At 72.5% G+C, this 19,699-nt stretch carries 19 protein-coding genes; 10 read left to right on the top strand and 9 right to left on the bottom strand.

Annotated elements, in window-relative coordinates; genetic code table 11:
* Positions 1-28: 28 nt before the first annotated feature.
* Entirely contained in the window at positions 29-4,465 is a 4,437-nt protein-coding gene (gene scy / locus ACFWP3_RS16650) for a polarized growth protein Scy (protein WP_384221189.1), read from the bottom strand.
* Between the two features lie 300 nt (positions 4,466-4,765).
* Between scy and ACFWP3_RS16655 the strand changes: the two genes are divergently transcribed.
* Positions 4,766-5,992, top strand: coding sequence for an RNA-guided endonuclease InsQ/TnpB family protein (locus tag ACFWP3_RS16655; protein ID WP_384221192.1), 1,227 nt, complete (start codon positions 4,766-4,768; stop codon positions 5,990-5,992).
* A 15-nt stretch (positions 5,993-6,007) separates the two neighbouring features.
* Here ACFWP3_RS16655 and mce read toward each other — a convergent pair whose 3' ends face one another.
* Positions 6,008-6,451, bottom strand: coding sequence for a methylmalonyl-CoA epimerase (mce, locus tag ACFWP3_RS16660; protein ID WP_384221194.1), 444 nt, complete (start codon positions 6,449-6,451; stop codon positions 6,008-6,010).
* A gap of 137 nt (positions 6,452-6,588) precedes the next feature.
* Here mce and ACFWP3_RS16665 point away from each other — a divergent pair, with 137 nt between their 5' ends.
* The 3 genes from ACFWP3_RS16665 to ACFWP3_RS16675 all read left to right on the top strand — a co-directional run bounded on the left by ACFWP3_RS16665 (position 6,589) and on the right by ACFWP3_RS16675 (position 8,947).
* Entirely contained in the window at positions 6,589-7,791 is a 1,203-nt protein-coding gene (locus tag ACFWP3_RS16665) for an acetyl-CoA C-acetyltransferase (RefSeq protein WP_384221195.1), read from the top strand.
* Positions 7,792-7,843: 52 nt separating this feature from the next.
* Positions 7,844-8,806, top strand: coding sequence for a methylmalonyl Co-A mutase-associated GTPase MeaB (gene meaB, locus ACFWP3_RS16670; protein WP_384221197.1), 963 nt, complete (start codon positions 7,844-7,846; stop codon positions 8,804-8,806).
* A 66-nt stretch (positions 8,807-8,872) separates the two neighbouring features.
* Positions 8,873-8,947, top strand: a complete 75-nt coding sequence (locus tag ACFWP3_RS16675; protein WP_099895366.1) for a 50S ribosomal protein bL37 — start codon at positions 8,873-8,875, stop codon at positions 8,945-8,947.
* 70 nt (positions 8,948-9,017) lie between these two features.
* Here ACFWP3_RS16675 and ACFWP3_RS16680 read toward each other — a convergent pair whose 3' ends face one another.
* The 5 genes from ACFWP3_RS16680 to ACFWP3_RS16700 form a co-directional block, all read right to left on the bottom strand.
* Positions 9,018-9,575 (bottom strand): PepSY domain-containing protein, encoded by a 558-nt coding sequence (locus tag ACFWP3_RS16680; RefSeq protein WP_384221200.1) that lies wholly within the window; start codon positions 9,573-9,575, stop codon positions 9,018-9,020.
* A gap of 132 nt (positions 9,576-9,707) precedes the next feature.
* Positions 9,708-10,184 (bottom strand): MarR family winged helix-turn-helix transcriptional regulator, encoded by a 477-nt coding sequence (locus tag ACFWP3_RS16685; RefSeq protein WP_384221228.1) that lies wholly within the window; start codon positions 10,182-10,184, stop codon positions 9,708-9,710.
* Between the two features lie 69 nt (positions 10,185-10,253).
* Complete coding sequence (locus ACFWP3_RS16690; protein ID WP_384221230.1) at positions 10,254-11,045, bottom strand: AIM24 family protein; 792 nt, start codon at positions 11,043-11,045, stop codon at positions 10,254-10,256.
* Positions 11,046-11,059: 14 nt separating this feature from the next.
* Positions 11,060-11,710 carry an AIM24 family protein gene (locus ACFWP3_RS16695; RefSeq protein WP_384221202.1) on the bottom strand — a complete coding sequence of 217 codons (651 nt, stop codon included), beginning with the start codon at positions 11,708-11,710 and terminating at the stop codon, positions 11,060-11,062.
* Entirely contained in the window at positions 11,710-12,348 is a 639-nt protein-coding gene (locus ACFWP3_RS16700; protein ID WP_384221204.1) for an AIM24 family protein, read from the bottom strand. Before ACFWP3_RS16700 ends, ACFWP3_RS16695 begins: the two co-directional genes overlap by 1 nt.
* A gap of 226 nt (positions 12,349-12,574) precedes the next feature.
* Between ACFWP3_RS16700 and ACFWP3_RS16705 the strand changes: the two genes are divergently transcribed.
* Both ACFWP3_RS16705 and ACFWP3_RS16710 read left to right on the top strand, forming a co-directional pair.
* Positions 12,575-12,919 (top strand): DUF3817 domain-containing protein, encoded by a 345-nt coding sequence (locus ACFWP3_RS16705; protein ID WP_384221207.1) that lies wholly within the window; start codon positions 12,575-12,577, stop codon positions 12,917-12,919.
* Positions 12,916-13,212, top strand: a complete 297-nt coding sequence (locus ACFWP3_RS16710; RefSeq protein WP_361754958.1) for an MTH1187 family thiamine-binding protein — start codon at positions 12,916-12,918, stop codon at positions 13,210-13,212. The genes ACFWP3_RS16705 and ACFWP3_RS16710 overlap by 4 nt, the downstream gene beginning before the upstream one ends.
* A gap of 75 nt (positions 13,213-13,287) precedes the next feature.
* Here the strand turns inward: ACFWP3_RS16710 and ACFWP3_RS16715 are convergent, their stop codons facing one another.
* Together ACFWP3_RS16715 and ACFWP3_RS16720 are read right to left on the bottom strand one after the other, a co-directional pair.
* Positions 13,288-14,337 carry a glycoside hydrolase family 6 protein gene (locus ACFWP3_RS16715; RefSeq protein WP_384221209.1) on the bottom strand — a complete coding sequence of 350 codons (1,050 nt, stop codon included), beginning with the start codon at positions 14,335-14,337 and terminating at the stop codon, positions 13,288-13,290.
* Between the two features lie 71 nt (positions 14,338-14,408).
* Entirely contained in the window at positions 14,409-15,407 is a 999-nt protein-coding gene (locus ACFWP3_RS16720) for a DUF5937 family protein (protein ID WP_384221212.1), read from the bottom strand.
* A 147-nt stretch (positions 15,408-15,554) separates the two neighbouring features.
* On the opposite strand from ACFWP3_RS16720, the gene ACFWP3_RS16725 reads away from it, so the two are divergent.
* From ACFWP3_RS16725 to ACFWP3_RS16740, 4 genes are all read left to right on the top strand, one after another.
* On the top strand, positions 15,555-16,796 hold the full coding sequence (locus ACFWP3_RS16725) for an MFS transporter (protein WP_384221214.1): 1,242 nt from the start codon (positions 15,555-15,557) through the stop codon (positions 16,794-16,796).
* Between the two features lie 21 nt (positions 16,797-16,817).
* Entirely contained in the window at positions 16,818-17,327 is a 510-nt protein-coding gene (locus ACFWP3_RS16730) for a MarR family winged helix-turn-helix transcriptional regulator (RefSeq protein ID WP_384221217.1), read from the top strand.
* A 130-nt stretch (positions 17,328-17,457) separates the two neighbouring features.
* A complete protein-coding gene (locus ACFWP3_RS16735) occupies positions 17,458-17,787 on the top strand; it encodes a DUF3817 domain-containing protein (RefSeq protein ID WP_384221219.1) in 330 nt (109 codons plus the stop codon).
* A 97-nt stretch (positions 17,788-17,884) separates the two neighbouring features.
* Positions 17,885-19,585 (top strand): methylmalonyl-CoA mutase, encoded by a 1,701-nt coding sequence (locus ACFWP3_RS16740; protein WP_384221221.1) that lies wholly within the window; start codon positions 17,885-17,887, stop codon positions 19,583-19,585.
* Positions 19,586-19,699: the final 114 nt, after the last annotated feature.

Below are 19,699 nucleotides of genomic sequence, written 5' to 3' on the forward strand. Positions count from 1 at the left end.
CATCAGGAGCACACGTCCTGTGCACCGACTAGCCCTCTGACGACTTGCCACCCGAACGAGTTGAACCCGCCGCCGCACCGGCCTTCACGCCCCCCGCGCCCTGGCCGCCGATCCCGGGCTTTCCGCCACCCGAAGGCGCCTCGAATGATTCCAACGCCTCAAGAACGTCCTGGACACGGGAGATCTCCGCCTGAATGTCCTCGCGCCGGCGCACCAGGACCTCCAGCTCACGGCGGCCCTCGTCGACGAGCCGTTCGGCCTCCGCCTTCGCATCGGCGAGCGCCTTCTCGGCCTCCCGCGCCAGCTCCGCCTTCTTCTGCTCGGCCTCCTTGAGCAGCGCCTCGGCCTTGCGGACCGCCGCGATGCGCACCTTGCTCGCCTCGCTGCTCGCGTCCGACACCAGCTCCTTGGCCTTCGCCTCGGCCTCGACGCTCTGCTCGGTCGCCGCGCGCACCAGCTTGTCCACGCGCTCGCCGGCCGACTTCATCTGCTCGGCCGACTCCCTGCGGGCCCGCTCGTGCAGCTCCTCGACCTCGGCCTCGACCCGGCCGCGCAGCTCCTCCGCCCGCTCCCTTATGGCCGACGCGTCCGTACGCGCCCCGACCAGCAGCTCGTCCGCGTCCGTACGGGCCTTCTCCACCAGGGAGTTGCCCTCGACGGTCGCCTCCGAGGTGATCCGCGCGGCCTCCTTGCGGGCCGCGTCCACCATCGCGTCGGCCTGCTCCTCGGCCGCCGTCGTGGATGCCAGCGCCTGCTTCTGCGCCTCCGCGGTGAGCTTCTCGGCCTCCGACGAAGCCTCCGTGATGAGCCGGTCCACCTGCTCGGCGGCCTCGGTCCGGCGCTTGTTGGCCTCCTCGCGCGCCTCGTCCAGCAGCCGCTCGGTCTCCGTACGGGCCTCCGCGCGCACGCGCTCGGCCGCGCCCGCGGCCTCCGCCTTGACCCGCTCGGCCTCCGAGCGGGTACGCGTCGCGTGCTCCTGCGCCGAGGACAGCGCCTCCGACGCCTCCGCGCGCAGCCGCTCCGCCTCGTTCGCCGCCTCGCCGACCGTGCGCTCGTTGTCCTTGCGGGTCTGCGCCGTGAGCCGGTCCGCCTCCGCCGCGGTCTCGGCGGTGAGCCGGTCGGCCTCCGCCGCGGCCTCGGTGATGAGCCGGTCCACCTGCTCCGCGGCCTCGCTGCGGCGCTTGTTCGCCTCCTCGCGGGCCTCGTCGAGCGTCCTCGCGGACTCCTGCTCGGCGCTCGCCAGCGTTTCGCTCGCCGCGGCCGTGACGCGCTCCGCCTCCGCGGTGGCCTCGCCGATGATCCGGCCGCCCTCCGCACGGGCCTCGTCCAGTGCCTGCGCGGCCTCCGCGCGCAGCCGGTCCGCCTCCGCCGCGGCCTCGCCGACCGTGGCCTCGTTGGCCGCGCGGGTCTCGTCGACCAGCCGGTCGCCCTCGTTGCGGGCGTCGACCAGCACGCGCGTCGCGTCCCGCTCGGCCGCCACCAGGGTCTCGGCCGCCTGGGCCGTCAGACGCTCCGCCTTCGCGCGCAGTGCCTCCGCGGCGGCCTCGGCCTCGCCGACCGTCGCCGCGTTCGCGGCCGCGGTCTCCTCGGTGAGCCGCTCGGCTTCCGCCGCGGCCTCCGTGATGAGCCGGTCCGCCTGCTCGGCCGCCTCGGTGCGCAGCCGGTTGCCCTCGGCGCGGGCCTCGTCCAGGGCGCCCGCGGCCTCCGCGCGGGTGGCGTCGGCCGCGGCCGCCGCCTCGCCGCGGATCCGGTTCGCGTCGTCCCGGGCATCCGCCCGGGTACGGGCCGCGTCCCGCTCCGAAGCCGCCAGCGCGTCCGTGGCCTCCGTACGCACCCGCTGCGCGTACTCCGCCGTGTCGCTGCGCAGCTGCTCCGCCTCGGCGATCGCGTCGCCGACCGTACGCTCGGCCAGCGCCTTCGCCGCGTCCGTCTCGGCCCGCGCCTCGCTGCGGATCCGGTTCGCGTCCTCGGTGGCCCGCTCCCGCTCCTCGTACGCGTCGGCGCGGACCCGCTCGGCCTCCTCCTCGGCCTCGGTCCGGGTGCGCTGCGCCGCGTGCTCGGCCGCGCTGCGCAGTCCGGCGACCTCCTCCTCGGCCTGCTCGTGCAGACCCGCCACGGAGTCCCGTACCTGCTGGGCGGTGGCCTCCGCCGCCGACACCAGCTCCGAGGCGCGCCGCTCGGCCTCCTCGGTCAGCCGGGCCGCCTCGGCCTGGGCCTCCTCCGAGCGCTTGCGGGCCGCGGCCAGCAGCTCCTCGCTCTGCTCGCGGGCCTGCGCCCGCTCGTTGTCGGCGTCCGTCCGCGCCGACGCCAGGGTCTCCTCGGACTCCCGGCGCCGCCGGGCGGCCTCCTCCTGCGCGGCGGCCAGCGCCTCCGCGGCCTCCTCGGCGACCCGCTCGGCCGCCGCCTTCGCCTCGGCGCGCAGCCGGTCCGCGGTCTCCTGGGCCTCGGAGCGCACCCGCTCCGCCTCGGCCTCGGCCTCGCCGCGCAGCCGCACCGCGACCTGCTCGGCCTCCGCGCGCACCCGGCCGGAGTCCTGGGCCGCGTCGGTGCGCAGCTGGTCGGCCTCCGCCTCCGCCTGCGTCTGGAGGGTACGGATCCGCTCCGCCGACTCGGCGCGCAGCCGGTCGGTCTCCTCGCCGGTCTCCCGGCGGATGTTCTCGGCCGCCGACCGGGCGTCGCGCAGCGTCTGCTCGGCCGTGGTCAGCCGGCTCTCGGCGTCCGTGTGCAGGCGTACGAGTTCCTCGTCGGCCTCCGCGCGCTTGGCGGCCAGCGCCTGCTCGGTCTCCTCGCGCCGGGCCAGCGCCGCCGCGTCGGCCTCGGCCCGTACGGCCTCCGCCTGCTCCTCGGCGTCGGCGCGCAGCCGCTCCGCCTCGGCGCGGGTGCGCTCCAGGGTCTCCTCGGCCTGCCGGCGCAGGGTGGTGGCCCGCTCCACGGCCTCGGCGCGGACCCGCTCGCTCTCGGCGCTGGCCCCGCCGCGCAGCTCGTCCGCGTCGGCCTTGGCCTTGCCGAGGAGCTCCTCGGCGGTCTTGGCCGCCTCCTCGATCTGCTGGACCGCCTCGCGGCGGGCCTCGCCGCGGATCCGCTCGCCCTCGGCGACGGCCTCGGCGCGCAGCTGCTCGGCCTCCCCGCGCAGCCGCCGGGCCTCCTCCTGGAGTTCGACCGTACGGGCCCGGTACTCCTCGGTGTCGTCCTTCGCCGCGCCCTTGAGCTCGTCGGCCGTCGCCGCCGCCTGGGCGCGCAGCCGCTCCGCCTCCGCCTCGGCCTCGCGGCGGATCCGCTCGGCCTCGTCGGACGCGGCCTTCGTGGTGGCCCGGGCGTCCTCCGAGGCCTTGTTCAGCACGTCCTCGGCGGTGCGGGCCGCCTTCGCCAGCTGCGCCGCGGTGTCCTCGGCCGCGGCCGTACGGGCCTGCTCGCCGGCCTCGGTGCGCAGCCGCTCGGCCTCGGCGCGGGCGTCGGCCAGCGACTGCTCGGCCTCCGCCTTGAGGGCCTCGGCCTCCTTGGTCGCCTCGCCGACCAGCCGCGCCACCTGCTCCTTGGCGGTACGGGTGCGCTGCTCGTTCACGGACTCCGCCGAGGCGAGCTGTCGGGCGGCGCTCTCCTTGGCCTCCGCGAGGACCTTCTCGGCGGCGCCGCGCGCCTCGCGCAGGGCTCCGTCGGCCTCCTGGACCCGCTGCTCGGCGACGCGGCCGAGGTCGAGGGTCTGCTGCCGGGTCTGCTCCGCCTCGGCGGAGGTGGTGGAGCGCAGCCGCTCCGCGTGCTCGGTGGCCTCCTGGGCCTGCGCGGAGGCGGCGGTCAGCAGCCGCTCGGCCTCCTTGCGGGCGCGCAGCAGGGTGGACTCGGCCTCGGTACGGGCGGCCTCCGCGTCGGCGGCGATCCGGCGCCGGGTCTCCTCGGCGACCCGGGCGGCCTCGGCGCGGGCGGCGTTCAGGGACTGCTCGGCCTCGGCGCGGGACTCCTCCATGAGCCGGCGCGCCTGGGACTCCGTACGGGCGCGCAGCTGCTCGGCCCAGGCCACGTTCTCGTTGACGTGCGCCTCGACGGTCTGCCGGCGCTCGCCCAGCTCCTGGTCCAGGCGCTGGCGCCGGTTGACGGCCTCGGCGTGCAGCTCCGCCTGGAGGCGCGCCTGGTGCTCGGCGTGCTCCTGGAGGATGCGCTGGGTCTGCGCCCGGGCGTCGCGCAGCTCGCGCTCGGCGTCGGAGCGCATCTGGTCGGCCTGGATCTGGGCATTGCGGAGCAGCTGCTCCGCCTGGTACCCCATGTCCGCGCCGTCGTAGGCGGGCCGGGACGCCAGAGAACGGCGCACCTCGTGGAGCTTGGCCCGCAGCACCTCGACCTGGTATCCCAGGTCCTCAGCGTGCTGTACGGCCTTCCCGCGCTCCTTCTTCAGCCGCTCCATCTCGGCCTCGAAGCGCGAGAGATGGTCGGCCTCGGCCTGATGGCTCTCCTGGCTTTCGTAGCCCCGCACAGCGCGGTCCCATCCGTCCCCTGGTCGCAAGCTCACTCCCAATGAGCATCGCTCGCCCGCTGAACGACGCCCCCGGGGGAATGGTGTCAGATACCGGGGCAGGGGTCACAGGCCCCGACCCCGTCTCCGCACCGAACCCCGGCCGAGCCATGGCCACTCTACCGGCCGGGGATACGGGACATCAGTGCGCTCTTACCGGGATCCCATGTCTCGGCTCCCGGGGAATTCCCATTCGGCCCCCGTGCGCAGATTTGCGGTGTTCGAATACATCTGTGGACGGTGGAGCGTAGCGTCGTTGACGTGAAGCTGGTGGTGCAGGTCAAGCTGCTGCCCACGCCCACGCCCACGCCCGCGCAGGCGGAGGCCCTTGAAGCGACTTTGCGGGCCTGCAACCAAGCGGCTTCGTGGGTGAGCAGGGTCGGGTTCGCGCGGAGGGTGCACCGGAACTTCGCGCTGCGCGAGCACACGTATGCCGAGATCAAGACCAGGTGGGGACTGGGCGCGCAGGCGGCCCAGCATGTGATCAAGAAGACGTCCGACGCATACATGACTCTGAAGGCGAACCTTCGTGCCGGGGCTCTGGGCAAGCCCGGTTCGAAGCGGCACCGCCTGGCGACCGAGAAGCCGATCCTCTTTCGTGCAGCTGCTGCGCAGCCCTACGACGATCGGATGCTGTCGTGGCAGATGGAAGCACTTACTGTTTCCGTCTGGACCGTCAGTGGACGCATGAAGGACGTCGCTTTCGCGGGGGGTGTGGAGCAGCTCGCCACCCTTGCCCTGTACCGCAAGGGCGAGTCGGACCTGGTGTGGCGCGACGGGGCTTGGTTCCTCTTGGCGACCTGCGAGGTGCCCGAGGCAGAGCCGAACGCCGATCCGGTGGACTTTCTCGGCGTTGACCTGGGGATCGTCAACGTAGCGACCACCTCGGACGGCGAGATCATGGCTGGGCGCCGGCTCAATCGCCTGCGTGAACGGGACCTGAGGTTGCGGTCCAAGCTGCAACGCAAGGGGACGAAATCTGCGAAGCGGCGCGCTCAGCGCCATCGCCGCAAGGAGGCCCGGCGCAACCGGGACATCAACCACAAGATCGCCAAACGCATCGTGGCCGAGGCTGAACGCACCGGGCGCGGGATCGGTCTGGAGAACCTGACCGGAATCCGTGAGCGGGTACGGCTGAGGAAGCCCCAACGGGCCAGGGTGCATTCGTGGGCGTTTGCCCAGCTGAATGAGTTCATCGCCTACAAGGCCCGCCGTGCAGGAGTACCAGTGGTCTACGTCGATCCGGCGTACACCTCATGCACCTGTTCGCAGTGCGGGCACGTGAACAAGGCGAACCGGGCGTCGCAAGCCCGTTTCGCGTGCCGGTCCTGCGGGTTCGTCGATCACGCAGACCGCAACGGCTCCCGCATCATCCGCGCACGCGCGCAGATGATGTGGCGTAGCGGGGCCCGGTCAGCGGCCCCAGCCATCCCGCGTCTGCGGGTGGCCGGACGCGGACGGCACACCACAGCCGGTGGTGTGCCGTAACGCAAGCTCATCCATTCAGTGATGGGCCGCTGACTGGTCGGGGTTGGAGGTGACGAGCTCGGTCAGGACTCCGTGGCAGTCCTTGGGGTGGAGGAAGGTGATGCGGGAGCCCATCGAGCCGATGCGGGGCTGGTCGTAGAGGACCCGGACGCCCTTGCCGCGGATGGCTTCCGCGTCGCCGTCGACGTCCTCGGTGCCGAAGGCGATGTGGTGGACGCCCTCGCCGTTCTTCGCCAGCCACTTGCCCACGGCCGAGTCCTCGCGGGTCGGCTCGAGGAGCTGGAGGTAGGAGGCGCCGCCGTCGGACGTCTCGTTGATTTTGAGCATGGCCTCGCGGACGCCCTGCTCCTCGTTGACCTCGGTGTGGAAGACCTCGAAGCCGTACGTGGCACGGTAGAACTCGACGGTCTTGTCGAGGTCGAAGCAGGCGATTCCGATGTGGTCGATCCTTGTCAGCATGGGACCAGTGCACCGCCGGGAGGGGTGGTCACGCAACGTGCCAGCGATCACACCTACAGCCCGGTGACGCCACCGGTACCGCTCAGTACATTCAGGTAAACCCTCGTTCACTCCTCATCCTCAAGGGGCTGTGCCTCATGTCCGGAACGAACAACACCACCTCAGTGATCGTCGCCGGGGCCCGCACGCCCATGGGGCGCCTGCTCGGATCGCTGAAGTCCTTCTCGGGTGCCGACCTCGGCGGGTTCGCCATCAAGTCCGCGCTGGACCGGGCCGGGATCTCCGGCGACCAGGTGCAGTACGTGATCATGGGGCAGGTGCTCCAGGCGGGTGCGGGCCAGATTCCAGCGCGTCAGGCCGCCGTCAAGGCCGGAATTCCAATGAACGTCCCCGCGCTCACGATCAACAAGGTGTGCCTCTCGGGTCTGGACGCGATCGCGCTGGCCGACCAGCTGATCCGCGCCGGTGAGTTCGACATCGTGGTTGCCGGCGGCCAGGAGTCCATGACCAACGCCCCGCACCTGCTGTCCAAGTCCCGCGAGGGCTACAAGTACGGCGCCGTCGAGATGCTCGACGCGATGGCCTACGACGGCCTCACCGACGCCTTCGAGAACATCGCGATGGGCGAGTCGACGGAGAAGCACAACACCCGCCTGGGCATCGAGCGCGCCCCGCAGGACGAGTTCGCCGCCGCCTCGCACCAGCGGGCCGCGGCCGCGCAGAAGAACGGGATCTTCGAGGCCGAGATCACCCCGGTCGAGATCCCGCAGCGCAAGGGCGAGCCGGTCGTCTTCTCCCAGGACGAGGGCATCCGCCCGGAGACCACCGCGGAGTCCCTCGGCAAGCTGCGCCCGGCCTTCGCCAAGGCCGGCACGATCACCGCGGGCACCTCCTCGCAGATCAGCGACGGCGCGGCCGCCGTGGTCGTGATGAGCAAGGCCAAGGCCGAGGAGCTGGGCCTGGACTGGATCGCCGAGATCGGCGCCCACGGCAACGTGGCCGGTCCCGACAACTCGCTGCAGTCGCAGCCGTCGAACGCCATCCTGCACGCCCTGAAGAAGGAGGGCCTGGAGGTCGGCGACCTGGACCTCATCGAGATCAACGAGGCCTTCGCGGCGGTCGCCGTGCAGTCAATGAAGGACCTCGGGGTCACCCCGGAAAAGGTGAACGTCAACGGCGGCGCCATTGCCCTGGGGCACCCGATCGGCATGTCCGGCGCCCGCGTGGTGCTGCACCTGGCGCTGGAGCTGAAGCGCCGCGGCGGCGGGGTCGGCGCGGCCGCGCTGTGCGGCGGCGGCGGCCAGGGCGACGCCCTGATCGTCCGCGTGCCCCAGGCCTGACCGGGTACCGCACCCGCCCGTAGCCGTACGAGAACCGAGGAGCGCAGCACGTATGACGGCGGTGGACGTCCCCCAGCTGGTGGCCCAGGCACGTGAGGGCAGGCCGAGAGCGGTGGCCCGGCTGATCTCGCTGGTGGAGGGGGCGTCCCCGCAGTTGCGCGAGGTGATGGCGGCGCTGGCCCCGCTGACGGGCAACGCGTATGTGGTGGGGCTGACGGGGTCGCCGGGAGTCGGCAAGTCGACCTCGACCTCGGCGCTGGTGTCCGCGTACCGCAAGGCCGGCAAGCGGGTCGGCGTCCTCGCCGTCGACCCGTCCTCGCCGTTCTCCGGCGGTGCGCTGCTCGGCGACCGGGTCCGCATGTCGGACCACGCCTCCGACCCGGGCGTCTACATCCGGTCCATGGCCACCCGCGGCCACCTGGGCGGTCTCGCCTGGTCCGCCCCGCAGGCGATCCGCGTGCTCGACGCGGCCGGCTGCGACGTGGTCCTGGTCGAGACGGTCGGCGTCGGCCAGTCGGAGGTGGAGATCGCCGCTCAGGCGGACACCTCGGTGGTGCTGCTCGCTCCGGGGATGGGCGACGGGATCCAGGCCGCGAAGGCGGGGATCCTGGAGATCGGCGACGTGTACGTCGTGAACAAGGCCGACCGGGACGGCGCGGACGCCACCGCCCGGGAGCTGAACCACATGCTGGGCCTGGGGGAGTCCCGGGGGCCGGGAGACTGGCGCCCGCCCATCATCAAGACCGTCGCGGCGCGGGCCCAGGGCATCGACGAGCTCGTCGAGGCGCTGGAGAAGCACCGGGCGTGGATGGACGAGCGCGGGGTGCTCGCGGAGCGGCGCACGGCGCGGGCGGCGCGCGAGGTGGAGACGATCGCGGTGACCTCGCTGCGCACCCGGATGGCCGATCTGCACGGGGATTCCCGGCTGGATGCGCTGGCGGCCCGGGTGGCCGGGGGCGAGCTGGATCCGTACGCGGCGGCCGATGTCCTGCTGGACGGTCTGACCGAAGCCTGATGCGCGACGGGCCCGCCGACCCTAGACTGGCGAACGCCCGGATTACCCCGATTCAGGGAGTGGCTCATGGCCAAGCGCGGCAACAAGAAGCGAGCACGCAAGAAGAAGAAGGCGAATCACGGCAAGCGTCCCAACGCCTGACCGGACCGCCCGAGCAGTGACGAGAGGAGCCGCGCCCCCCGCACGGGGCGCGGCTCCTCTCGTGTACGGGTCAGCCGCTGTCGTTGCCGGAGTCGGACTGCGTGGTGACCTTGGCGGTCGTGGCGTCCACGGAGGCGTCCCAGGTCTTGCCGTCGGCGCCCCTCACCTCAACGTGCCAGGCCGCGGCCCTGCCGTCGTCCTGGGAGTCCCACTCGACCGTCCAGGCCTGCCCGGGATGGGCGGCGACGGCGGCCTTCGCGGCCTGCTCGGCGGTGACCTTGGCGGCGAGCAGGTCCTTGTGCTTGTCGGCGTCCTCGTCGGTGTCGACGTTCTGCCGGGTGACCGCTCCGGTCGCGGCGTCGACCTGGAGCTCGGCGTGGCCCTTGCCGTCCTTGGTGATCACGTCGACGTCCCAGGTGTTGCCGTCCCGGTCGAGGGACTGGATCACGCCGGGGTAGTTCTTCAGGGCCGCGGCGATCGCGGCCTCCGCGGTGACGTCGACCATCGGGGCCGCGGCCGCGGGGGCGGTTCTCGCCGTGTCGGCGGCTGCCGCTGCCGCGGCCGCCACCGGGCCTCCCGCCATCAGGACCACGGACACGGCCGCGGAGACGTACAGGTTGCGCTTCATGGGCTGACCTCCTCAGGCCGGCCGTACCGACTGCGGTTGCCCGGCGGGCGGACGGGCCGGCAGCGAGCGTTCCCAGCCATTGTCGTGCCGATGGCGGTCCGGCGCGTCCCGGGGCGGCGCCTGCCGGGGCGGTCAGCCCTTGCCGCGGTTGTCGCGCAGGTGCTCCGCCACCGGGTTCAGCGACTCGCGCAGCGCCGCCAGGGCCTGCGGCGGCAGCAGGTCGATGAAGTGCCGGCGGACGGACGCCACGTGGTGCGGGGCGACCTTGCGCATGGTGTCCATGCCCTCGTCCGTGAGGACCGCGAACAGGCCCCGGCGGTCGGACTCGCAGTTCACGCGGCGGACCAGGCCCGCCGCCTCCATGCGCGTGATCTGGTGGGACAGCCGGCTCTTGGACTGCAGGGTGGCGGTCGCGAGATCGCTCATCCGCATCCGCAGGTCCGGCGACTCCGAGAGGTTCACGAGGATCTCGTAGTCGTTGTTGGTGAGTCCGAAGGGCTGGAGGTCCTTTTCCAGCTGGTGCATCAGCAATCTGCTGACGTCCAGATGGGTGCGCCATGCACACTGCTCGGCGTCGGTCAGCCACCGGGTTGCCGTCTCGGTCTCCATGGTCTCCATGAATGAACTCTACCTAAGAAGTTGAATTACGTACAAAAACGGAACGGGCGTCTCGGGGCGTCACAGTCCGAAGCGGCGCTGGAGATCACCCAGCTGCCCCGGCATCCGCGGTACGCCCAGCGGACCATGGCCGGCTCCCGGGACGCCCTGTGCGTTGCCCGTGGCCGCACCGGCGCCGACGGTGCCGACCGTCTGCTCCGCCATGAGCATCTCCGAGGACTGCAGCAGCACCGTGCCCGCGCCCACGAACTCGAACTGGTGCTCCTCGCCCGACGTGCCGCCGATGCCCGTCAGCGAGCGCAGGCCGCCCATCACGCCCGACATGTAGGCGTGATCGTAGTGGTGGCACGGCGAGGGGCAGTCGGCCCAGCCCACCAGCGCCTGCGGGTCCACGCGCAGCGGCGGCTCCATGAACACCACCGGCCCGTTGGAGGCGGCGACGAACTTGCCGGTGCCGATCAGCGTCAGGAAGCCCGGGACGATCGACTGCTTGAGGGCGAGGGAGGGCTGGTAGGCGAGCAGATTGCCTGACCGGATCGTCAGGTTCCCGTTTTCCAGGTCGTACGAGTTCACGTCGAAGGCCCGGTCGGCGAGGAGCATCTTGCCCTGCCCCTCGGCCACCACCCAGTCGCTCGCGTGCAGCGGCGAGTGGAAGCTGGTGCGCAGCAGCCGGTCGAAGCGGCCGTGCCCGATGCCGTTGAACTCGATGCTCCCGTAGTACGAGATCATCTTGCCCTTCTGCAGGAACCACTGGCTCCCCTTGAGCTCCACGCAGAAGGTGTACGCGTTCACGTTGTCGTCGGAGGGCAGCGTGTACGGGTCGAAGACCGTCGGGCCGCCGGGTCCGCCCATCACGGGGCCAAAGTTCACAGCTTCTCCTCCGAGGCCTGTACGTACACCGCGCCCTGGCCGGACAGCTCCAGCTGGAACGCCTCACCCGAGCCGCGCCCCACCATGTCCCGCCAGCCGAGCGCGGCGGAGAGCTTGTTGCGGACGTCGCCGTGGTGGGCGACGTACGCCTGCGGGTCCACGTGGACCGGCCGGTTCGGGTGGATGGGGAGTTCGATGACCCCGCCGTGCGCCATCACCGCGACCGAGCCGTGGCCCTTGAGGGTCGTGGCGAACAGGCCCTGGCCGGTCACCTGGCCGCGGACCATGCCCATGACCCCGCCCTGCGAGCCCATGAACATCGTGCCCTGCTGGAGCGTTCCGTCGAAGGCCAGCAGCCGGTCGGCCTCGACGTACAGGGTCTCGCCGGTCAGGCTGATCACCTGGATGTGGTGGCCGCCGTGGCCGAACATCACGGTGCCGCTGCCCTCGACCGTCATCAGCGGGGTCTGCTCGTTGGCCACCCGGCGCCCGATCATGCCCATGACGCCGCCCTGGCCGCCGGTGATGCTCGGGGTGAAGGAGACGTCGCCGCGGTACGCGAGCATCGCGCCGCGCTGGCTGTACATCTTCTGCCCGGGCACCACCTGGGCCTCGACCATCTTCGAGTTGATCTCGCGGAACGGCATCAGACGTCGCCCCCGATGGTGTTGCGCTCGCTGGGCTGCACGTACACCAGGCCCTCGCCCTCGAAGCGGATCTGGAAGGACTCGCCGGAGCCCTCGCCGATCAGGGTGCGGAAGTTCACCCCGGACTGGAAGGACTGCTGGAGGTTGCCGGTGTGCGCGATGTAGGCCCCCGGGTCGACGGAGAGCGGGTACTGGGCGCTGACGCGCAGCACCACCGCCGGGCCGTCGGAGGTGATCGCCGCCTGGCCCGAGCCCTCCACGGTCGTGGTGAACAGGCCGTTGCCCGTCGTCGCCCCGCGCAGGCCGGTGAAGGTCGTGCCGGTGCGCAGCCCGCCGTCGGTGCACAGCAGGTTGCTGGACTCGACGTAGAGCTTCTCGCCGCGCAGGCTGACCAGGTTGATCTCGCTCGCGCGGTCGGCGAAGAAGCAGGTGCCGTGTCCCTGTACTTCCATCACGGTCATCTGCTCGCCGGTCAGCCGGCGGGTCACCATCCCGCGGATGCCTTCGCCGCCGCCGGTCATCTTCTTGAAGGTCATCTGACCGTCGTACGCGACCATGGAGCCGTTCTTCGCTTTCACGGCGTCCCCGGTCAGGTCGACGGCGAGCACCTTGCTGCCTTGGAGTCGGAACTGAGCCACGGGATGACGTTATCGGCAGCGGGCGGACCCGAACAGAGTCCCGTGGCCGATATACGCCACACCCGGGCGGATTCGGGCGCGATCCGGGACGACTCGGGGCATGTGCGCACGCCTCCGGCCACCCGCCACCGCCCGCGGGCCGCGGCGGACGGGGGCCCGGGTCAAGATCCCGCAAAGCGGCTGAGACACTGGAACGGCCCCAGGCCGCCCACCCCGAAGGTTCCCCGTGGACATAAAGACCGCCTCCGCCCTGCACCGGCTGCGCCTCATCTCCGTCCCGGAGGCGCTGTCGTTCCCGGCTCTGCTGATCTTCGGCTCGCTGCTGAGCCGGATCTCGGACATCGACTACCTGATGATGCCGCTCGGCATCATCCACGGGGTTCTCTTCGTCCTCTACGCGCTCTTCCTGCTGGATGTCTGGAACAAGGCGAAGTGGCCCGTCAAGAAGGTCGCGCTGTTCTTCGTGCTGGCGCTGCTGCCCTTCGGCGGCCTGTACGGCGACCGGCTGCTCAAGCGGGACGAGTCCGACAGCGTGATCGCGGCCCGCGCCCGGCAGGCGGCCGAAGCGTGATCGTCGCGTTCTCGGTGACCCCGCTGGGGGTCGGTGAAGAGGTCGGGGAGTACGTCGCCGACGCCGTCCGCGTGGTCCGTGAGTCGGGGCTGCCCAACCGCACCGACGCGATGTTCACCACCGTCGAGGGCGAGTGGGACGAGGTCATGGACGTGGTCCGGCGCGCGGTGGCGGCCGTGGAGGAGCGGGCGCCGCGCGTCTCCTTCATCCTCAAGGCCGACATCCGCCCCGGGGTCAGCGACGGCATCACCTCGAAGGTCGAGACGGTGGAGCGCCACCTCGCCGGGGGCTGAGGCCCCCGCCGTCGTCCTCGAGCGCCCCTGGCCCGGCCGGCCGGGGGCGCTTTCGCGTGCGCGCTCCCCGTACGGTCACTCCCGCGCCCGGCGGGCCAGGCCCAGGGCGTAGTCGGGCCACCACGCGCCCGCCCGCGGGCCGCCGCGGCAGGGGCCGTCGGACTCGCCGGGCCGCTTGATCCACAGGTACGCGTCGACGAGCGGGTCGCCCGTCCGGTCCGTCGGCGGTGCCCCCAGCGCCCGGCCGGGCGGATTGCAGCCGGCCCGGGCGCGGTCGCCGGGCAGCGGGCCCTCGCCGTTGCGGCTGGTGTCGACGACGAAGTGCTTGCCGCCGGCGGCCTTGGAGATCCTGGCGCCGTACGCCCGGGTGGCGGCGTCGGGCTGGAAGCCGGAGACATTGAGCGCGAAGCCGTCGGCGCGGGCGAGCCCGGCCTTGCGGAGCGGCTCGGTCAGGTCGGCCGGGTCCGTGATCCAGGCCGGGTGCCCGGCGCCCAGGTAGACCTTGGTGCGGGGGTTGCGCTTCAGCCGGTCGACGGCCTCGGAGAGCAGCCCGTAGCGCTCGGCGCGGCGCTCCGGCGGGACGCAGCCGTCGGCGATGTGCCCGATCGCGTCCGGCTCCAGGACGACGACGGCCTCGGTCTTCGCGAGGGCGTCGGCGAAGGCGCCGATCCAGCTCCGGTAGGCGGCGGCGCTCTTGGCGCCGCCGGCCGGCCGCAGGCCGCAGTCGCGGTCCGGGAGGTTGTGCGCGGCGAGCACCAGGGTCCGCCCGGCGGCCCTGGCGCCGGCCCCGGCCCGGCGGATCTCGGGGCCGGGATCGCCGCCCGGCGGCCACAGGGCCGCCGGCCGTTCCGCGATCCTGCGCAGCACCTGGGCGTCGCTGTAGCGGCCCGCCGCCTCCCAGGCGGCGACCTGCCGGGCGGCGTTGCTCCGCGGGTCCACCCAGTACGGGGATTCGCCGGCCCCGGCGCCGGCCCCGGTGGCGGAGGGGGAGGGCGGGGCGCCCGGAGTGCCCCGTTCGGGCTCGGGCTCCCCGGAGCACGCGGCGGCCGCCGCGAGGCACAGCAGGAGGCCGAGGACGGTGACGGGGCGTCGGGGGACGGCGCGTCGGGAAAGGGCGGGGCGCATCCGGCTTCCTCGGGACGAAGGATCGGGCAGCGGACCGGCATATCGTGACATAACGGTCAGTTGCTGCCGTCTTACGACACCGTGGGCTCACCCGTGGTCAGGGCGATGGCCAGCGGGGTGCGTTCGTAGAGGATCTGGTGGCCGTGGCGGCCCGAGACGAGCAGGCCCGCCGCCCGCAGGACCCCCAGGTGCGCCGAGACCGTCGACGGGGCGAGGCCCAGCCGGTGGGCCAGCGCCGTCGTGGAGGCGGGTTCGTCGAGCGCGCACAGCACCTCGGCCCGGGCCCGGCCCAGCAGCCGGGCCAGCGCCTCGGGGGCCGGGCCCGCCGACGCCGTCCACAGGGCGCCGATGCCGCGCGCCGGATAGACCAGCGTCGGCTGCCAGGGCGGGTCGTAGCCGCCGACCACGTCCGGCCAGCCGAAGGCGCTCGGCATCAGCAGCAGCCCCTGCCCGTCCAGCACCCGGTCGTGGTGCCCGGTCTTGCTGATGGTCAGCGTGTCCGTCTCCCCGTGCCAGCGCAGGTCGGGGTGGAGCCCGTCGAACAGGGCCTCCAGGCCGCCGGCCGCCAGCCGCCGCGAGTGGAACAGGATGTCCGCCTCCAGCAGCCCGCGCAGCCGCGGCCAGTGCGGGGCGACCAGGGCCTCCCAGGCCCGCTCGGTGAGGTCCGCCAACTCCCGCACCGCCCGCGCCGGATCCGCCAGCATGCGCTGCCCGGCGGCGCTGCGCGCCGCGCCCGGCGTACAGGCCAGGGAGAGCCGCAGGTCCTCGCGCGCCGCCTCCGGGTCGGCGGCCCGCACCCGCGCCAGCTCCTCCTCGAAGGTGACGGACGGGCCGAGCGGCGGCGGGCTGAGGAAGTCCGGATTGTGCCCCGCGCGGGGCATCAGCAGCCACAGGGGCCTCAGGTCCAGCCCGTCGGCCGCGGCCCGCACCTGCCGGAGCCAGGGCAGGTGGTAGGTGTGGCGGTGCGGGCGCAGCAGGGCGCGCACCGCCTCCTGCGTCTCCCAGCGCGGGGAGATCGCGAACCGGCACCGCAGCAGGTCGCCCGGACCGAAACGGAAGTGGAACCCCACGACGCCCGCCTCCCCGCCCTCGTCAGGGGCCGCCGCCGGCCCCGGAGCGGCCCGGGACGCTCCCGCAGGCCGCCCCGCACCCGCCCAGGATTCGTCCAGGCCCGAATCTCTACGGCCGCCAGGGTAGTTCCCGCGAAGCTGCCGGGCATGCCAACCGCCATCCCGGCCCCCGCCACCGGCTACCGGGCCGTCTTCCGGACACGGGAGTTCCGGCCCGTCTTCGCCGCGCACCTGATCTCCGTACTCGGCGTGGTCGTCGCCGAGATCGCCCTGACCGTCCTCGTCTACCGCGCCACCGGCTCGCCGCTGATGAGCGCGCTCACCTTCGCCCTCGGCTTCCTCCCCTACGCCCTCGGCGGCACCCTGCTCGCCGGGACCGCCGACCGGCACCCCGCCCGGCGGGTGCTCGTCGCGTGCGATCTCGTCTGCGCCGCCTGCGCGGCCGCCATGGCCCTGTCCGGCACCCCCGTCGCGCTGCTCCTCGTCCTGCGCTGCGCCATGGCCTTCGTGGCACCGCTGTTCCAGGGCGCCCGCAGCGCCTCCCTCGCCGACATCCTCGGCACCGGCGACACCCTCGTACTGGGCCGCTCGCTGCTGCGCATGGTGGCCCAGAGCGCCCAGCTGGTCGGCTTCGGCCTCGGCGGGCTGCTGCTCACCGTCCTCGCGCCGCGCGGGGCCATCGCCCTGACCGCCGCCGGATTCCTCGGCTCGGCGCTGCTGCTGCGCCTCGGCACCCGCCGCCGGCCGGCCCGGGCGGGCTCCCGCCGCTCGCCGGCCGCCGGGCTGCGCGCCGTCTTCGGCGACCGCCGGATCCGGGCGCTGACCCTGATGTTCTGGCTGCCGCCCGTCTTCGTCGTCGTACCGGAGGCGCTGCTCGCGCCGTACACCGACGGGCTCGGCGCGGGCACCGGCGTGCTGGGGCTGCTGATGTGCGCCCTGCCCGTCGGCACCATCGCCGGAGAGCTCTGGGCGGGCTCCGCGCTCACCCCGCGGAGCCGGGCGCGGATCACGGTCCCGCTCGCCGCCGCCGGACTGCTGCCGCTGCTGCTGTTCGCCCTGCGCCCCGGCGTACCGCTCGCGCTCACCGCGCTGCTGCTGGCCGGCCTGGCCCAGGCCTACACCCTCGGCCTCGACCGGTGGTACCTCGAGGCCGTCCCCGAGGAGCTGCGCGGCCGGGCGATGACCCTGCTCAGCACCGGCCTGATGACCTTGCAGGGCGTCGGCATGGCGCTGGCCGGACTCGCCGCCGAGTTCCTGCCGGTGCATCACGTCGTCACCGGTTCGGGGATCATCGGCACGGCCGTCGTCCTGGTGCTCCTCGCCGAACTCCGCGCCACCGCCCCGGAACGGGAACAACCGAGGAGTGAGACGGGGCTCGCCGTCAAATGACCGACCGGTAGGGTCTGCTACGTGTCCAAGCCGCTCAGCCTTCCCTTCGACCCCATCGCCCGCGCCGACGAGCTCTGGCAGCGGCGCTGGGGGCCGGTGCCCGCGATGGCGGCCATCACCTCGATCATGCGCGCGCACCAGATCCTGCTCGGCGAGGTCGACGCCGTGGTCAAGCCGTACGGTCTGACCTTCGCGCGGTACGAGGCGCTGGTGCTGCTCACCTTCTCCAAGGCCGGCGAGCTGCCGATGTCGAAGATCGGCGAGCGGCTGATGGTCCACCCGACCTCGGTGACGAACACCGTCGACCGGCTGGTGCGGTCCGGGCTCGTCGACAAGCGGCCCAACCCGAACGACGGCCGCGGCACCCTGGCCTCCATCACGGACAAGGGCCGCGAGGTCGTCGAGGCGGCCACCAAGGACCTGATGGAGGTCGACTTCGGACTCGGCGCCTACGACGCCGAGGAGTGCGCGGAGATCTTCGCGCTGCTGCGCCCGCTGCGGGTGGCCGCCGCGGACTTCGAGGAGTCGTAGACTCGGCGCCGGGTCGGCATGGTGCTCCCCGCCACTGCGGGGGTACTCCGATGCTGTGGGTGATGATCAGCGGCACCATGCCATGCTCCCCGCGTCCGCGGGGATTTTTCGGGCGGTTACGCTCGTGTCCATGAAACGAAGCGTGCTGACCCGCTACCGCGTCATGGCCTATGTGACCGCGGTCATGCTCCTGATCCTTTGTGCCTGCATGGTGGCGAAGTACGGCTTCGGCACCGGTGCCGACCTGACCTTCGCGGTCTCGCAGGCGCATGGCGTCCTCTTCATGGTCTATCTGGTCTTCGCCTTCGACCTCGGCTCCAAGGCGCGGTGGCCGTTCGGCAAGCTCCTCTGGGTCCTGGCATCGGGAACCATTCCGCTGGCCGCCTTCTTCGTCGAGCGCAAGATCCGCGCCGAGGTGGAGCCGCTGGTCAAGGGCCCCCTCGCGGCCGCGAAGGCCTAGCGCGCGCCTCGCGCCCACCACGACCCGGGGACATGCGCCGACATCTCCCCGGGTTTCCCATCGACATTTACTAGGACGTCCTAGTAAATTCGAGGGTATGGACGCAGACGCCATCGAGGAGGGCCGCCGTCGCTGGCAGGCCCGTTACGACAAGGCCCGCAAGCGCGACGCCGACTTCACCACGCTCTCCGGCGATGAGGTCGATCCGGTCTACGGGCCGCGGCCCGGCGACGCGTACGAGGGATTCGAGCGCATCGGATGGCCGGGTGAGTACCCGTACACCCGCGGCCTGCACGCCACCGGCTACCGGGGGCGGACCTGGACCATCCGGCAGTTCGCCGGGTTCGGGAACGCCGAGCAGACCAACGAGCGCTACAAGATGATCCTGGCCGCCGGCGGCGGCGGGCTCTCCGTCGCCTTCGACATGCCGACCCTCATGGGGCGCGACTCGGACGACCCCCGCTCCCTGGGCGAGGTCGGCCACTGCGGGGTCGCCATCGACTCCGCCGCCGACATGGAGGTCCTCTTCAAGGACATCCCGCTCGGCGACGTCACCACGTCGATGACCATCTCGGGGCCCGCCGTGCCCGCCTTCTGCATGTACCTGGTCGCCGCCGAGCGGCAGGGCGTGGACCCGGGCCTGCTCAACGGCACGCTCCAGACGGACATCTTCAAGGAGTACATCGCCCAGAAGGAGTGGCTCTTCGAACCCGAGCCGCACCTGCGCCTCATCGGCGACCTCATGGAGTACTGCGCCAAGGGCATCCCGGCCTACAAGCCGCTCTCCGTCTCCGGCTACCACATCCGCGAGGCCGGGGCCACGGCCGCGCAGGAGCTCGCCTACACCCTGGCCGACGGATTCGGGTACGTGGAGCTCGGCCTGTCGCGCGGCATGGACGTGGACCACTTCGCGCCCGGCCTCTCCTTCTTCTTCGACGCGCACCTCGACTTCTTCGAGGAGATCGCCAAGTTCCGCGCCGCCCGCCGGATCTGGGCCCGCTGGATGAAGGAGGTCTACGGGGCCAAGAGCGAGAAGTCGATGTGGCTGCGCTTCCACACGCAGACCGCCGGCGTCTCCCTCACCGCCCAGCAGCCGTACAACAACGTCGTGCGCACCGCCGTCGAGGCCCTCGCGGCCGTCCTCGGCGGCACGAACTCCCTGCACACCAACGCCCTCGACGAGACCCTCGCGCTGCCCAGCGAGCAGGCCGCCGAGATCGCCCTGCGCACCCAGCAGGTGCTGATGGAGGAGACCGGCGTCGCCAACGTGGCCGACCCGCTGGGCGGTTCCTGGTTCGTCGAGCAGCTCACCGACCGCATCGAGGCGGACGCCGAGAAGATCTTCGACCAGATCAAGGAGCGCGGACTGCGCGCCCACCCGGACGGGCGGCACCCGATCGGGCCGATCACCTCGGGCATCCTGCGCGGCATCGAGGACGGCTGGTTCACCGGGGAGATCGCCGAATCGGCCTTCCAGTACCAGCGCTCGCTGGAGAAGGGCGACAAGCGGGTCGTCGGCGTCAACGTCCACCACGGCTCGGTCACCGGGGACCTGGAGATCCTGCGGGTCAGCCACGAGGTCGAGACCGTCCAGGTGCGGGAGCTCGCGGCCCGCAAGGGCCGGCGCGACGACGCCCGGGTCACCGCGTCCCTGAAGGCCATGCTGGACGCCGCCCGGGACGGGTCGAACATGATCCCGGCCATGCTGGAGGCGGTGCGGGCCGAGGCCACGCTGGGCGAGATCTGCAACGCCCTGCGCGACGAGTGGGGTACGTACACCGAGCCGCCGGGCTTCTAGGCCGTCTCTTCCGGATCTGGCCTGACCCGCGCCGCCTGGCACCGCGCCTCGCCGCGTTGTCGGGGCGCCCAAGTACGTCCAGTACTCGGGCGCCCCTCCGCCTTGCGATGCACG

The organism is Streptomyces sp. NPDC058525 (assembly GCF_042719495.1).
In the GTDB taxonomy this organism is placed as follows: Bacteria; Actinomycetota; Actinomycetes; order Streptomycetales; family Streptomycetaceae; genus Streptomyces.